At 74.9% G+C, this 303-nt stretch carries 1 protein-coding gene; it reads right to left on the bottom strand.

What is annotated here, in order from left to right:
- Nucleotides 1-303 (bottom strand): cation transporter (locus IG04_RS43580; RefSeq protein WP_036017139.1); only part of this gene is annotated, 303 nt, incomplete at both ends.

Genomic DNA, 303 nt, shown 5'->3' with positions numbered 1-303 from the left:
CACCGGGACGGCCAGCACCACGGCGGTGACGAGCCGCCGGCGCAGCGGCCGCAGCTCCTCCTCGGCGCGGGCGTCGCCGTCGTCGCCGGCCGCCGGTCCGCTCTCCGCGCGGGGCGGTTCGGGTTCGCGGGCGGTGTAGCCGGTGGCCTCGACGGTGGCGATCAGGTCGCCGACCGCGACCGGTCCGGCGTAGGAGACCTTGGCCTTCTCGGTGGCGTAGTTGACGGTGGCCTCGACGCCCTCCATGCGGTTGAGCTTCTTCTCGATGCGCGCGGCGCAGGAGGCGCAGGTCATCCCGCCGAT

This window comes from Lentzea albidocapillata (genome assembly GCF_000719115.1).
Lineage (GTDB): Bacteria > Actinomycetota > Actinomycetes > Mycobacteriales > Pseudonocardiaceae > Lentzea > Lentzea albidocapillata.
This window is presented reverse-complemented; position numbering and strand designations above follow the sequence as displayed.